Origin of the sequence: Prauserella isguenensis (assembly GCF_014191605.1) — a bacterium.
Classification (GTDB): Bacteria; Actinomycetota; Actinomycetes; order Mycobacteriales; family Pseudonocardiaceae; genus Prauserella; species Prauserella isguenensis.
In genome coordinates, this window is record NZ_JACHWU010000001.1 from 317,231 (window position 1) to 330,054 (window position 12,824).

Consider the following 12,824-nt stretch of genomic DNA (forward strand, 5'->3'; position numbering starts at 1 on the left):
TCCTGACGCGCTGTCACTTCGGGCCCCGTCGCCCACCCGCCGACACCCCGGCCACCCGTGACGCCGTGTTGCAGCCTCGGGAGACCGTGTTGCGGTTTCGGGGCGCGTGTTGCGGTTTCCGGGGCGCGTGTTGCGAGTTCAGGGGACCGTGTTGCGCCCGCCCGCCTCCAGCCAGTGCCTCTGGACGACACGCCGGCGAGCCAACCGCCCTCGGAGCCGCGATCGCCGGCTACTCCGTGGTGACCGTGATCGTGTGGTGGCCGGTCGCGCCGTCCGGCAGTACGCCCACGCGCTCGGAGGTCTGCGTGTACCCGGACTTGTCGGTCGCGCGGCAGGCGATCCGGTGGTTGCCGGGACGGCCCACGTCGAGCGCGATGTGCCACATGCGCCAGGTGTCGTCGGAGACGTCGGCAGACAGGTTCGCTTCCTGCCAGCGTCCGCCGTCGAGCCGCACCTCGACCTTGGCGATGCCTGTGTGCTGGGCCCACGCGATCCCCGCCGCGATCACCTGCCCGGCCGGCATCGTGGCGTTCGCGGCGGGCCGGTCGATGCGCGACTGCGTCTTCACCGGCGCCTCGCGTGCCCAGCCGCGGTCGAGCCAGTACGCACGGCGCGCCTGCCACGTCGCCACCTCGAGGTCGGTGACCCACTTCGTCGCCGACACGTAGCCGTACAGGCCGGGGACGACGAGTCGCGCGGGGAAGCCGTGTTCGAGCGGCAACGGCTCGCCGTTCATCCCGAGCGCGAGCATGGCGCCGCGGTCACGCTCGAGCAGCACGTCGATGGGCGTACCGCAGGTCCAGCCGTCGAAACTCGTCGACAGCAGTTGTTGTGCGCCGTCGCGCACACCGGCGTCGCGGAGCAGGTCGCCGAGGTCGACGCCGGTGAACGTCGCCGTGGAGATCAGCTCCCCGCCGACCTGGTTGGACACGCAGCACAGCGTGAGCCGGCGTTCTTCAAGGCCCCGGCGGCGCACGTCGTCGTAGGTGAGTTCGACCTCGCGGTCGACCATGCCGTGGATGCGTAGTCGCCAGTCCTCGACGGGCACCTGCGGCACCGACAGCGCGGTGTCGATCCGATAGAAGGCGTCGTTCGGGGTGAGGAACGTCGGCGTGCCGAGCTTGGCGAAGTCCGCGTCGCGCGGCGGTGCGGGGAGCTCGCGGACGACACGGAGCGGTGGCGCCGACGCGCGGGACGACGTCGCGTCGCGGGCCGCGCCGGCGAACCGGCCCGCCAACCCGGCCGCTCCCGCGACGGCCGCGGCACCACCGGCCGCGACGAGGAATCGCCGCCTGCCGGGCGGGGCCGTCGAGGGGGTCCGGGTCCCGGTGGCGGCAGCGTCCGGGTCGAGGGTTCGTGGGCCCGGGGTTCCCGGAGCGAAGGTTCCCGGGTGCACGGTTCCGCCGTCGGCGGTTACCGGCTCGGCGGTTCCGGCATCCGTGGATCCCGAGTCCGTGGATCCTGAGGGTGCTGGGGCGACCGCGGCGTCGGCCGGAGGAATGGCCCGCCGGTGCAGCAGCAGCCACGTCGCCACGCCCGCGGCGAGGCTCGCAAGGGGTGCGAGCGCGGCGAGCCTGCCGACGTCCGGGCGGGTCACCACGGCGACGAGCCCCACGACGCCGACCACGCCGATGAGCACCGTGCCCGGCGTCGGACCGCGGCGTGACGCCAGGGCCGCCGCGACGGCCAGTCCCACGAGCACCGCACCCATGCCCACGAGGAGCGCGAGCTTGTCGGCCGTGCCGAACGTGGCGATCGCGAAGTCCTTCAGCCACGACGGCGTCAGGTCGATCGCCGCGTTGCCGACCGCCAGCAGCGGCGAGGCCTGCGGCCCCACGAACGCCGACACCAGGTGTCCGGCCGCCAACGCCGCGGCGAGCGCCACGACTGCCGCGATCACGAGTCGCGTTCCGGGCACGCGCCGGGACGTGGTCTGCGGCTGCACGGGTCGTTGTGACGGACCGTCGGTGGATGCCATGCCCACATCGTGCCGCCGAAACCGGCGCGTGTGACCAGGTCAGCGCCTTACGACTCCCTTACGCTCGGGCAGGCAACCGGCGTGACGTCAGCCTCGGGCGAGGGCGTCGCGGACGGCGTCGTCGGTCCGTGCCACCACGGCGGTGCCGTCCTCGGCGGTGATGATCGGCCGCTGGATCAGTTTCGGGTGTTCGGCCAGCGCAGCGATCCACTTCTCCCGCCCGGAGTCGTCACGCGGCCACTCGGTGCGGTCCTTGAGGACGAGGTCCTTCGCGATCTGCTCCTGCGTGCGGGTGATGTCCCAGGGTTCGAGTCCGAGTCGGTCGAGGACGTCGCGGATCTCGTCGGCCGTGGGCACGTCCTCGAGGTACTTGCGCACCGTGTACTCGGCTCCCTCGGCGTCGAGCAGCCCGAGCGCGGTCCTGCACTTGGAACACGCGGGGTTGATCCAGATCTCCATCGCTGCCTCTCGTCGTCACAGGCCGGTCCCACCGTGAGGTTAGGCGACCGGGATCAGGACACGCGCCGTACGTGGAGCTGTTTCTTGTCGGAGCGGGCGACGAGCCCGGCGGCGAACAGGGCGTCGTCGGCCTCGATCCGCGCCGTGTCGTCCTTGCCGGCCTCGAACCGACGCCGCAACAGGGTGTGCTCGTCGGCGGTGAATCCGGGACGGCCGTCGACCCAGCGTTCGTACTCGCCCGCGTGCGGATCGCCGTCGCGCCACGGCCAGTCGTGGCGCTCGAACGCGGGGCGCAGGTCGCGTTCCCGCAGGTCCTGCGCACCCGGAAGGCGCACCGGCGCGGCGTCCTGCCGGAGGAACACGAGCGCAGGACGGTCATGGAAGACCGCCGTCGTCGTCGCCCGTTCGATCCAACCCTCGCGGCCCTCGACCTCGGACTCCACATGATCGTCGAACACCCGCAGCGACAACGCCTCACGGTAGGTGTACAGCACCAACACCAGGCCGACTGCCACGCCGAGACCCGTCGTCACCGCCACCGACCAGCCCGGCGACAAGCTCCCGAGCAGGTGCAGCCACCCGGGCGCCCCGACCGGCGTGCCGTCCAGCACGGTCGTCAGACCGCGGATCAGCGGACCGCCCGCGAACCCGAGGAGTGCACCGACCGCCACCGGCACCGCGATCACGAGCGCCGGGATCGTTGCCGGGATGTGGACGTCGGTGCCGGATTTGTCCGCGGATGCACTGGTCACACGCAGGAGAGTGCCAGACGCGTCCCGTATCGCGAGGTGGTGACCGTGGGTGGGTCTTCACCGGGCTGGACGACGGGGCACGACGGGTGGGAGCGAGGATGAAGGCATGCACCACGTCACCGTCATGACGCGCGCGGGCTGTCAGGCCTGCGAGACCGCCGAGGCCGACGTCGCCCGAATCTGCGAGGAGCTGGGCGCGACGTGGTTGGCCGTCGACGTCGACGCCGACCCTGAGGACCGGGCCGAGTACGGCGACCGTGTCCCGGTGCTGCTGGTCGACGGCGACGAACACGGGTACTGGCGGGTCGAGGAGGACCGGCTCCGCGCCGCCCTGAGTTGACGCATCCGGTGTCGCCGCGCGCCGCGCCATGCGTGTCCGAGTGCAGGACACGCGCGTTCGGGTGCAGGACACGCGAACGCTGCGGAAGCCGCAACCGGCGGGTCACGTACGGAGCTGCACCCTGCGCAGTTTTCCGATCGCGGTGTGCGGCAGCTCGTCGGCGAACTCCACGGTCGACGGCACCTTGTAGCGCGCCAGCCTGGCCTCGCAGACGTCGATGACCTGCTGCTCCGACAGCGACGCACCGGACTCGGGTCGCACGACGGCGCGCACCGATTCGCCGGTGCGGTCGTCGAGCACGCCGACGACCGCCGCCTCGGCGACCCCCGGCAGCGTCAGGATCGCGTCCTCGACCTCTCGCGGGTAGACGTTGAATCCGTTGACGATGATCAGGTCGTTGGCGCGGTCGACGAGGTGCAGGTCGCCGTCGGTGTCGACGTAGCCGACGTCGCCGGTGCGGTACCAGCCGTCGGCGTCCGGGCCGTGGGCGCCGTCTGGCCAGTAGCCGCTGAACAGGTTGGCACCGCGGATGGAGACGAGCCCGGTGAGGCCGATGTCGTCGCCGAACGCGTCGTCGGGGTCGGCGGGGTCGAGCGGTGCGTGTGCCGGAGAGCCGTCGCTGTCGACGAGGCGCAGCTCGATCCCGGGCAGCGCCCTGCCGACGGAACCTGCCTTCGGCTGGCCTGTGACCAGGGTGGACGTGACGACGGGTGCCGCTTCGGTGAGGCCGTATCCCTCGTAGACGGCCTGCCCGGTGGCGTCGGTGATGGCGTTCAGCACGCGCGGGTGCAGCGGCGCGGCGCCGGACATGAAGATGCCCACGGTGGCGAGCGCGTCAGCGAGCTCGTCGGCGGACCTGGTCGCGAGGTCGGTGTACATCGCGGGCACGCCGACGACGGTGGTGATCGCGTGGGTGCGGCACGCGTGCAACGTGTCGCGGGCGTCGAACCGCTGAGCGAGCACGACGGTGGCGGCGGTCGCAGTGGGCAGGAGTAGTCCGGGACCGAGGCCGTAAATGTGGTGGAGCGGGACGGCCAGCAGCGTGCGATCGGGGCGCTCGTCGGCGGGCATGACACCCGCGAACTGGCGCACGTTCGCCAGCAGCGCCCGATGCGACAGCATCACGCCGCGTGCGGGACCGCTCGTGCCCGACGTGTAGAAGATCGCGGCGATGTCCTCGCCACCTGCTCCCGCCTCGTCATCCGGGGAGCTGCCGTCCGCTGAGCCGCCATCCTGGGATCCGTCATCGCCGGACTCGCTATCGCTGGGTCCGACGTCGCTGGGTCCGACGTCGCTGGATCCGTCGCCCGAGGGCCGGTCGTCCGAGGCTCCACCGGCTCGGGAGCCACCGCCCCGGGACACCTGGTCAGACGACGCTTCCCGGTGGTCGGGGTCCGGGTGGTCGAGGTCCGGGACGAGAGCGGAAACGTCACCGAGGTCGTCGTGAGCGACGAGCAGGCGGGCGCCGCAGGCGGTGATGAGGTCGCAGACTTCGGCGTCCGGGGCGGTGGGCGAGAGCGGAACCGCGATCGCACCGGACCGGAACACGGCGAACAGGCCGATGACGAGTTCTGCACAGGTCGGCAGCCGCAGCGCGACGCGGTCACCGGGCCGCACGCCGGCGTCGCGGATCCGGCGGGCGAACGCCGTCGTCGCGTTGTCGACGTCGATCCACGTCAGCGCGGCCCCCGAGGCGGTGTCGATGATCCCGTCGGCCAGCGGTCGCCTCCGCGCAGCGGCCGTGACGAGATCGGCGACGTTCTCGCCGGGCGCTCCCGGCCTCGCTACCTCCGTGTTCGCTGCCATGCGCGGACCTCCTCATCCCCCCGCCCAGTGTGCCCGCGAAGTCCGCGCGTCATAACGGCCGAACGGCAGCGTCTCCCGATTGCAACGAGGACACCACTACCTACTAGGCGGTAGCTACGCGTATGCTCCCGTGACGACGTAGTGGCGGTGATCACTCCGATCACGCGAATGTCCGGGAACGGCCCCGGAGGAGGTGCAACACGATGAGCCTGCCAATCGCTGTTGCTGCTGGTCCAGCACGCGCCCCGCTGTATGCCGTACCCGACCCCGCGCCGGCCGCACCCGATCCGACGGCCGAGGGCTGGGATCTCGTGCATGCCGCGCAGGGCGGCGACCGGGCGGCGTTCGGGCGGCTCTACGACCGCTACGTCGACGGCGTGTACCGCTATGTCCTCCTGCGAGTGGGGGACCGACACCTGGCCGAGGACGTCACGAGCGAGACGTTCCTGCGCGCCCTGCGGCGGATCACGTCGATCAGCTATCAGGGCCGCGACGTCGGCGCCTGGTTCACCACGATCGCCCGCAATCTGGTGCTCGACCACGTGAAGTCGAGCCGGTTCCGGCTCGAGGTCGTCACCGACGAGATCGCCGACCCCACGACGCCCGGCGCCGCGGTGGCGGGTGCCGCGGGGTCTCTGGGACCGGAGCAGCAGGTGATCAGCCGCGACACAGGCGACGAACTCGTCCGTTGCATCAGCGACCTCGGCGACGACCAGCGCGAATGCGTGATTCTGCGGTTCATCCAGGGCTATTCGGTGGCCGAGACCGCCCGGATCATGGACCGGGGTGAGGGCGCGGTGAAGGCGCTGCAACACCGAGCGATCCGCAGGCTGGCGAAGCTGCTACCGGACACGCTCCGCTGACACCCGCGTTCCACTGACACCCGCGTTCCGGCACTGGTCAGGCCACTGGCTGTAACGCGCGCCACCCACAGAGTGGACACCCCGTAACCGATACAGCTCCGGCGTCGTTGTCCCCGCAGACACATCGAGACGTCCTGGGCCGGCCACGCGGCCGGCGAGCTGGGAGGCGTTGCCACCGTGGAGCCTCCACGAATCCCGCGGTCACTGCGCGTGCGGCGATCCCGCGCCTCCCCTGACGCGGACGAACGCTTCGCACGCGCCGTCGAGGCGGGCGAGGTCGGTCGCAGCGGCGAGTTCGCCGACGAGTTGGCGGTCGTCGCCGCTCTGCGCGACCTGGGCAACCGTGGCGCCGGCACGGCCGATCCGGACACCGTCGAGCACGGCACGGGAGTACGGGGCGGAGTCGCGCCAAGCGACGAGCGAGACGGCTCGCTCACCCCGGCGGCCCGGATGCGCATCACCGACCGCGTGCTCGCACCCCATCCCCAGGCACCCGCTCCCCAGACCCCGGACACCGAGCCGGGCACCGCACCGAGCCCGGCCGCGCTGCGCACCGTCGAAGGGGACCCGGCCGTCGAGCGGACGGCCGGCCCGCGGCCGGAATCACGGCCGGAGCCGCGGCCGACCGGCGACGGGCCCGGGCCACGTCGTCGCCGGACACACGCCGTCGCGGCGGGGGCCGCGGCACTGGTCGCCGTCGGTGCCGTGGCGCTCGGCGCGGCCGACGACGCCAGACCCGGCGAGTCGCTCTACGCCCTGAAACAGCTGCACGAGGGTGCCTCGCTGGCCATGACGTTTGACGACGAGGCCCGCGCGTTCCACCAGCTCGGCTACGCCTCCGACCGGATCACCGAGTTGCGGTCGCTGGCCGACGACGGCGCCCTCGACCGTCCTGCACTGCACGCCGGGCTCGCCGACTTCACCGACGGCACGCGTTCGGCGGTCGCGGAGCTGACCACGCTCGCCACGACGTCGGGTGGCGAGCAGCTCGACCGGATCCGCACGTGGGCGAGCGATCAGGCGGCGCGGATCGCCCCGCTCCCGGACGCCGCCGAGGAGACGGAGCTGCTGTCGCGCGTCGAGCGGCGGGCCCTGGCCCTCGACGAGCGCATGTCATGCCTGCGGATCACGTCGGGCGACGCGGACGACCTGGGCGTGCTGCCCACGACGGGCACCTGCCGTACCGCTCCGCAGGCAGGAGCCTCCGACGAGCCGTCGCCGGTCCCGCCACCGGACGACGACCCGGGCTCCGACGACGAACGGCCGGGCGACCTCCACTCCGGTGACGACCCGGCCACGCTCGTCGGGTCCGACCCGGAGCACGTCGGCGAACCCTCGGACGTCGCCACTCCGGTGCACGCGACCCCACCGTGGACACCGGCCTCCCGGGTTCCCTCGGCACACGTCGTGCGCGCCGTGCCCGAGCCGCCGACCGGGCCGCGCCTGCCGGACGAACGGCCGCGGCCACCCGGGGAGTTGTCCCTGTCGACGATCCTCGCCGGCATCACCGGCCTGGACTCGCCCCACCGCTGACGACCGAGCGGAGTAGTCCTGTAGCCCGTGGTGAGCACCGGAGAGCACTACGCGACCAACCGTTATCCTGACTACTTCAGTGCACAGCCAGGTGAAGGCCGAACTCGACCGTGGAGGCGGTGTGCGTGGCGCTGTGGCGGGCCCGCAGTAAGAAACAGGAACGCGAACGGCTCGCTGCCCTGGCAGGTGAGGCGTCGGCGGACGCTGCCGTGGCGATGGAGGCCGAAGCCGCGCAGGCCGAAGCGGACGCCGCTCAGGCGGAAGCCGGCGCAGCACAGGCCGATGGTGCGCAGCAGCCCGGGAGCACCGCTCCGGACGCCGCGAGCACCGGTACGGCCGTCGCCGAACCGCTCGACGTCGGCGACACCGAACGTGCGGACGAGTCCGACATCACCGGCAGGCTCGACACGACCGGCGCCGTCGACGTCGACGAGGCTCCCCCTCCGCCACCCGCGCCGCCGGACCTGACCGCCGCGGCGTTCTTCGACGTCGACAACACCATGATGGTCGGCGCATCGATCTTCCACTTCGCCCGCGGACTGGCCTCACGGAAGTACTTCACGGCGTCCGACCTCGCCGGGTTCGCGATGCAGCAGCTGCGGTTCCGTGTCGGCGGCAAGGAGGGCAACGTCGACGGCATCCGCGAACAGGGGCTGTCGTTCGTCGCCGGGGCCACCGTCGAGCAGCTGACGGAGGTCGGCGAGGACATCTACGACGAGCTCATGGCCGACAAGATCTGGGCGGGCACGCGAGCGCTGGCGCAGATGCACCTGGATGCCGGCCAGCGGGTCTGGCTCGTCACGGCGACGCCCGTCGAGCTGGCGGCGATCATCGCGCGGCGCCTCGGGCTGACGGGCGCATTGGGCACGGTCGCCGAGAGCGTCGACGGCGTGTACACCGGACGGCTGGTCGGGGACCTGCTGCACGGCCGGGCGAAGGCCCACGCGGTACGCGCCCTCGCCGCGCGAGAAGGGCTGAACCTGCGGCGGTGCACGGCCTACTCGGACTCTCAGAACGACGTGCCGATGCTGTCCGTGGTCGGCACCGCGGTGGCAGTCAACCCCGACGCCGACCTGCGTGACACGGCGCGTGCCCGAGGCTGGGAGATCCGCGATTTCCGCACGGGCCGCAAGGCCGCGAAGATCGGCGTCCCGTCGGTGCTCGGCGCTGGCGCGGTCGCCGGTGCGGTCGCGGGCGCCGTCGCCCACCGCCGCCGCTGATCCCGGACCGTCACTCCGTCACACCGGTAATCGCCTCTCGCGGTGCGGCTCGTGGGGGCCGCTCACTGCACCGCGAGATGGTTACCGAGGCTCGTCAGCCGCTGAAGATGTTGCGACGGCGGGCGAGGCGGCGGTAGAGCATCTGCTGGATCGCCTCGCGCACCTGGTCGTTGAGGTTGAACACGCGCATCGGGTCGTCGGCGGCCTCGGGCTCGTAGGCGTCGGTCAGGATCGGCTCGCCGAACTCGATCGTCCACTTCGTCGGCAACGGCACGGCCCCGAGCGGCCCGAGCAGCGGGAAGAACGGCGTCACGGGGAAATACGGCAGCCCGAGTAACCTGGCGAGGGGCTTGATGTCGCCGATCTTCGGATAGATCTCCTCGGCGCCGACCACGGCGACCGGAATGATCGGCACCCCGGCACGGATCGCCGCCGACGCGAAACCCCCGCGGCCGAACCGCTGCAGCTTGTACCGCGCCGAGAACGGCTTGCCGACACCCTTGAACCCCTCCGGCCACACCCCGACGAGCTCGCCCGCGCGCAGCAGCCGTTCCGCGTCGGGGTTGCACGCCAGCGTCTGCCCCGACTTGCGCGCGAGCGTGCCCAGCACCGGCGTCTTGAACACCAGGTCGGCGCCGAGCATGCGCAGGTGCCGCCGCTGCGGATGCTGTTCGTGGACGGCCAGCGCGGTCATGATCGAGTCGATGGGCAGCACGCCGGAGTGGTTGCCGACCAGCAGCGCTCCGCCGTCGGCGGGCAGGTGCCCGGCGCCCACTGCGCCGACGCGGAACCACTTGTCGTACAGCAGCTTCAGCGGCGGCAGCACGAGCGTGTCGGTCAGTTCGGGGTCGAAGCCGAACTCGTCGACGTCGTAGTCCCCGGTGAGCCGGTTCCGCAGGAACGTCAGCAGCCGGTCCAGCGACACGCCCCCGCCGGCGGCACCGGAGTCCCCGGCCGAGTCCGGCGCGGACGAGGTGGGCAGTTCGACGACGGAGGCGTGCCGGTCGGCGTCGTCCGGATCGCCCGCCGCGGCGCGCGCGGAAGCGCCACCGGGTGATCCGTCCCGGTGCAGCCGGATGACCTGTGCCGACGACCCGCTCGTCATACCCGTTTCCTCCTACCGTCTGCCCACCGCTGCGAGCGCGCCCGCGATCCGCTCGCCGTCGACGATCGGCCGGACACCGCGTCCGGTGAGGTAGTCGTCGAACGCGTCGCGGGTGCTCCAGCGGGGCGTGTAACCGAAGTCGTTCTTGAGGCGGCCCGTGTCGACGACGCGGCCGAAGTTCAGCAGGCTGACCTGGTCCGCGGAGAAGTCGACGATGCGGGCGCTGCGGAGGACCTTGCCGACCGACGGCAGCGCGGTGCGCGGCAACGGCAGTTCGATCCTGCCTGCGCGGCGGATGGCCTGGCCCAGCGTGAGCACCCCGTCGGCGGCGATGTTGTACACGCCCGGCCGGTCTTCGAGGGTCGCGTTCTCGAGGGCGGCGAGCGCGTCCGACGAGTGCAGCACCTGTAGGCGCGAGTCGAACCCGAGCACGGTCGGCACGACGGGCAGCGAGAAGTAGCGCGTGAGAACGGTGTCGACGTCGGGGCCGACGATGTTGGCGAACCGGCCCATCGTCACGGTGATGTCCGGCCTGCGGCGCATCAGGCCGCGGACGTAGCCTTCCATCTCGACGGCGTCCTTGGCGTACCCGGACGGCGACGTGGGCCCGAGTTCGGTGTCCTCGCTGAACACCGCGGGCGAACGGGCCCCGGCGCCGTACACCGCGGCCGAGGACTTGACGACGAGCTTGCGGACCAGCGGCGACTTCTGGCATGCGGCCAGCAGCCGCATCGTGCCGATGACGTTGACCTCTTTCACGGCCACGCGCCGGGTCGGCCCGGCGGGATGCGCGTGCGTGGAGGCGTGCACGACGGTGTCGATCTTCGCCGACTCGATGATCTTCGCGATCAGCGGATTGCGGATGTCGGCACGCACGAACTCGGCGTGACCGGCCCTGCGGAGGATCTCGGGGCGGGGCGGTGACGTGTCGACACCGACGACCCGGTTCAGGTCGGGGTTGTTGCCCAGGCGCGCGAGCAGCCTGCTGCCCAGCTCTCCGGCGACACCGGTCACGAGGACGTTGCTGGGCGGCATAGGCGGCATCGAACCCCCTGGGTACGGCTGGCGCTGACACCGAGAGTTCGGCGTCGACACTGATCGTACGCGCCGGGTGCGCCGCCGCGGAGGCCGCTTACACGCAATTCACGAGCCCGACCGCGGAGGCCGGGCTCGCATTCGTTTCAGGAGGTGCCTTTTCGGGCGCACCCCCGGCCGACCCGCGCGTCCGTCCGGGTGAACCGGCGGACGCGCGGGGGCGGAGTCCCCGGGCTTACTTGCCCTGCTTGCGACGCTGGACGCGCGTGCGGCGCAGAAGCTTGCGGTGCTTCTTCTTGGACATACGCTTGCGGCGCTTCTTGATGACCGAGCCCACAGGAACTCCTTCAACCGATAGATCGTGACGATGCGCGGGCGCCTCACGGACGCGGCCACCACGACGATGTCGCGCCGGCCTGCGAGTCACCTCCCGTACGCGACGGGTGCCGCGGAACGTGACTCCTGCGTGGGGCGACCACGCGCACGGCCTACCAGGTTACCCGGGGCTTGCCTCGGGATTTCGAGCCGGTCCTCTCCGGGCTCAGCCGACGTCGAAGTACGCGTTGTCCAGATAGTCGTGGACAGCCTGTTCCGGCACCCGGAAGGACTTGCCGACGCGGACCGCCGGTAACTCCCCCGAATGCACTAAGCGGTAGACGGTCATCTTGGAGACGCGCATCAGCGACGCCACCTCCGCGACCGTCAAGAACTGGACCTGCCGTGGTCCTGGCAGGTCGTCGTTACCTTTCGCCGGCATAGGTCTCACCGTGTCCCTTTTCGGGCACGTGTCACGCCACGCGGCTTCCCCTCCGTGTGGCTTCGACACGTACGTGCTATTGCGAGGGTAGCGGGACTGGTGTGGCGGATGCGACGGCCGTCGAGGCGATGGCACGGGCGTGTGGATTACTCCTCGTGGGCCTTGCCTAACTCCACGGAGCGATCACGGGCCGATTCGATGGCGTCGAGCAGGGCTGCACGCACGCCGTGCTTCTCGAGTTCGCGAATGCCATTGATTGTGGTCCCACCCGGTGAGGTGACGTTCTCGCGCAGCATGACCGGGTGCTCGCCGCCCTCCTCGAGCATCGTGCCCGCGCCGACGGCCGCCTGGACGATCAGCTGCTGCGCCACGGCACGCGGCAGGCCGAGCAGGATGCCCGCGTCGATCATCGCCTCGACCAGGTAGAAGAAGTAGGCGGGTCCGGACCCGGACAGCGCCGTCACGGCATCCTGCTGCGACTCGGGCAGCACGACGACCTTGCCGACCGACGACAGCAGCCGCTCGACGGTCTGCAGCTGCTCGTCGGTGGCGTGCTTGCCGGGTGAGACGGCGCTCATGGCCGCGCCGACCAGCATCGGCGTGTTCGGCATGACGCGGATCACGGGCGTACCCGCGGGCAGCCTGCGTTCGAACAGCGAGGTCGGCAGACCCGCGCACATCGACACGACCAGCGAACCCGGGCCGATCAGACCGGCCAGTTCGTCGAGCAGCGGTTCGATGTCCTGCGGCTTGACGGCGACGACCAGCACGTCGGCGCGTTTGGCCGCCTCGGCGACCTCGACGCCCGCCACGCCGTAGCGGTCGGTCAGCTCCGCGGCCCGCTCCGGATGACGTTCGGTGAACAGCAGGTCGCCGGCGTCGTGTCCGGCGTCCAGCAGCCCGGACAACAACGCCTCGCCGATCTTCCCGGCGCCCAACACGGCAACAGTCATGGTTCCGAGCCTAAGCAGCGGCG

The 12,824-nt window shown here is 71.5% G+C and carries 13 protein-coding genes; 4 read left to right on the forward strand and 9 right to left on the reverse strand.

Features of this window, described 5'->3' with window-relative positions; translation table 11 throughout:
* Nucleotides 1–229: 229 nt before the first annotated feature.
* The 3 genes from FHS23_RS01460 to FHS23_RS01470 all read right to left on the reverse strand — a co-directional run bounded on the left by FHS23_RS01460 (nt 230) and on the right by FHS23_RS01470 (nt 3,189).
* Nucleotides 230–1,978: a molybdopterin-dependent oxidoreductase gene (locus tag FHS23_RS01460; RefSeq protein ID WP_183646497.1), complete on the reverse strand. Its 1,749-nt coding sequence runs from the start codon at nt 1,976–1,978 to the stop codon at nt 230–232.
* A gap of 87 nt (nt 1,979–2,065) precedes the next feature.
* Nucleotides 2,066–2,437, reverse strand: coding sequence for an ArsC/Spx/MgsR family protein (locus tag FHS23_RS01465; protein WP_183646500.1), 372 nt, complete (start codon nt 2,435–2,437; stop codon nt 2,066–2,068).
* 53 nt (nt 2,438–2,490) lie between these two features.
* Complete coding sequence (locus FHS23_RS01470; protein ID WP_183646503.1) at nt 2,491–3,189, reverse strand: YqeB family protein; 699 nt, start codon at nt 3,187–3,189, stop codon at nt 2,491–2,493.
* Between the two features lie 106 nt (nt 3,190–3,295).
* On the opposite strand from FHS23_RS01470, the gene FHS23_RS01475 reads away from it, so the two are divergent.
* On the forward strand, nt 3,296–3,529 hold the full coding sequence (locus tag FHS23_RS01475; RefSeq protein ID WP_183646506.1) for a glutaredoxin family protein: 234 nt from the start codon (nt 3,296–3,298) through the stop codon (nt 3,527–3,529).
* 102 nt (nt 3,530–3,631) lie between these two features.
* Here FHS23_RS01475 and FHS23_RS01480 read toward each other — a convergent pair whose 3' ends face one another.
* On the reverse strand, nt 3,632–5,335 hold the full coding sequence (locus FHS23_RS01480) for an AMP-binding protein (RefSeq protein ID WP_183646509.1): 1,704 nt from the start codon (nt 5,333–5,335) through the stop codon (nt 3,632–3,634).
* Between the two features lie 203 nt (nt 5,336–5,538).
* Here FHS23_RS01480 and FHS23_RS01485 point away from each other — a divergent pair, with 203 nt between their 5' ends.
* From FHS23_RS01485 to FHS23_RS01500, 3 genes are all read left to right on the forward strand, one after another.
* Nucleotides 5,539–6,198 (forward strand): sigma-70 family RNA polymerase sigma factor, encoded by a 660-nt coding sequence (locus FHS23_RS01485; RefSeq protein WP_183646512.1) that lies wholly within the window; start codon nt 5,539–5,541, stop codon nt 6,196–6,198.
* Between the two features lie 177 nt (nt 6,199–6,375).
* A complete protein-coding gene (locus FHS23_RS01490; protein ID WP_183646515.1) occupies nt 6,376–7,731 on the forward strand; it encodes a DUF5667 domain-containing protein in 1,356 nt (451 codons plus the stop codon).
* A 110-nt stretch (nt 7,732–7,841) separates the two neighbouring features.
* Nucleotides 7,842–8,951: an HAD family hydrolase gene (locus tag FHS23_RS01500; RefSeq protein WP_425501062.1), complete on the forward strand. Its 1,110-nt coding sequence runs from the start codon at nt 7,842–7,844 to the stop codon at nt 8,949–8,951.
* 94 nt (nt 8,952–9,045) lie between these two features.
* Here FHS23_RS01500 and FHS23_RS01505 read toward each other — a convergent pair whose 3' ends face one another.
* The 5 genes from FHS23_RS01505 to proC form a co-directional block, all read right to left on the reverse strand.
* Complete coding sequence (locus FHS23_RS01505; RefSeq protein WP_183646517.1) at nt 9,046–10,056, reverse strand: lysophospholipid acyltransferase family protein; 1,011 nt, start codon at nt 10,054–10,056, stop codon at nt 9,046–9,048.
* Between the two features lie 12 nt (nt 10,057–10,068).
* The gene (locus FHS23_RS01510; RefSeq protein WP_183646519.1) at nt 10,069–11,091 is read right to left on the reverse strand and encodes an NAD-dependent epimerase/dehydratase family protein; all 1,023 of its coding nucleotides are present in this window, start codon (nt 11,089–11,091) and stop codon (nt 10,069–10,071) included.
* 235 nt (nt 11,092–11,326) lie between these two features.
* Nucleotides 11,327–11,428 (reverse strand): 30S ribosomal protein bS22, encoded by a 102-nt coding sequence (locus FHS23_RS01515; RefSeq protein ID WP_005453035.1) that lies wholly within the window; start codon nt 11,426–11,428, stop codon nt 11,327–11,329.
* Nucleotides 11,429–11,632: 204 nt separating this feature from the next.
* On the reverse strand, nt 11,633–11,848 hold the full coding sequence (locus tag FHS23_RS01520) for a helix-turn-helix domain-containing protein (protein WP_183646522.1): 216 nt from the start codon (nt 11,846–11,848) through the stop codon (nt 11,633–11,635).
* 146 nt (nt 11,849–11,994) lie between these two features.
* Nucleotides 11,995–12,801 (reverse strand): pyrroline-5-carboxylate reductase, encoded by an 807-nt coding sequence (proC, locus tag FHS23_RS01525; RefSeq protein ID WP_183646525.1) that lies wholly within the window; start codon nt 12,799–12,801, stop codon nt 11,995–11,997.
* Between the last annotated feature and the right edge of the window lie 23 nt (nt 12,802–12,824).